Here is a 1,554-nt window from a genome sequence, read left to right as displayed (position 1 = left end):
TATAAAGCTGTTTATTCTTAGCCTTAAATACACGTGTTGAACACTAATTAATTCCGTTATTTAGCACTAAATTAATCCTTCTTGTATTTCAAGTTTAAAAAATCTGATAATTTAATATTGTTGAATGTATTCGAAACCATTTGCCTGGAAGTAAAATTCCTTACTACTTTATGATGGGCTGCGTAAATAATTCTCTTATTCCCAGGCAGATTTCAAAGAGAAGATTTTATACGCCAAATTCTTTTCCTCCTTTAAGCTTTAATTCATGAGGGGGTTATTTTGTGAAAAAACAACCATTTCTCATTGTTGCATTTTTACTTTCAACCGGGGGTTACACTGCTATGCCAATGTTTCCAAAGCTAACTGATATTCATGATATTTCGCTTTTTCAATTGATTTTGTTTCATTGCTATAGGTCTATTTAATACATTTATTGCTTTAATTGCTGGCGTTTTTGCCCTAACCTTTGGACAAATGTTAATCACCCCAATTATTGATACATCCATATCAAATTTGGCTAATAAGATGGAAATATGGGTCTTTACTTTGGAATTAGTAAGATTTCCTGGAGCCTTGGATTTCTACTACAGAACATTTCAAATACACTAACCTGGTATATTTTCTCAATTTTAGGTTGGTATGCCCTTTTCAGCTGCTACCAGGGCTAAAGTACAACATTCTGGATAACGGGTCGAAGGAACGACAATACATGTAACAGGGAAACTTTCCAGTAGATTAGTAGCTTCTTCCATACGATTAACAATCTTGGATAATTGTTTTAAAAAACTTTTTTAAAGTTTCCTTGGCTTTTTAAAAAGGAACTTCTAAGGTTTTTTGGCGTGCATAGAAAAAGCAGTTTTATTAGGTTTATATCTATTTCTTTATTCTGTTTTCCTCATACTTTTGACAGTTCCTCATTATCCCTTTTTTAACTGCCTAAAACATCTTCTGTGCCTTTTTTATCTGATACTATTTAACTAGTCCAACCTATTTTGTCTTCCTACTCATATAATGAAGCATAGTCTTGAAAGGAGGCTGATAAAGTGAAAACAATAATCATTGACCCTGGACATGGAGGAAATGACCCTGGGGCAACTTATCAAGGGTACCAGGAGAAGTATTTCAACCTTTCAATCGCTTTAAAGGTGCGAGATTACCTACTCAAAAAAATGAATTGAATTTAGAGAAAAGGCTAGAACTTTTTAATTCTGGCCTTTCCTGTTAATTAATGAAACACTATTAATTTACATATTTCAATAACAGGATTAATACTAATGAGCAGCTTTCCATTGATTTAATTTCTGTATCGATATATCCAATTGGTTTAATTTATTTGATTCATTATACATCTGTAAACCCTACAACCAGGAAGTGGTCCTTAAAAATAATTGAAACCCCAATTGACTAGGTACATGATAGAAGATCAACTCCCTTATCTTGTAGTTTTGCGCTACTCCCAACTCTTTAACATCACGTTTTTCAAAATAATCTTTGAGGTGGAAGTTATTTTGCGCTTAAGTATAAATTGTTCTATGTTGAAAATCTTTTATCCCT

General features: G+C 32.6%; 1 protein-coding gene. It reads left to right on the top strand.

Annotation, left to right across the window (positions count from 1 at the left end; genetic code table 11):
• Positions 1-1,043: 1,043 nt before the first annotated feature.
• A complete protein-coding gene (locus tag HOP45_RS20390) occupies positions 1,044-1,178 on the top strand; it encodes an N-acetylmuramoyl-L-alanine amidase family protein (protein WP_181351318.1) in 135 nt (44 codons plus the stop codon).
• Positions 1,179-1,554: the final 376 nt, after the last annotated feature.

Source organism: Thalassobacillus sp. CUG 92003 (assembly GCF_013618635.1).
Classification (GTDB): domain Bacteria; phylum Bacillota; class Bacilli; order Bacillales; family Halobacillaceae; genus CUG-92003.
Note: the sequence above shows the minus strand (reverse complement) of the source record. Positions and strands in the feature narration are given on the sequence as shown.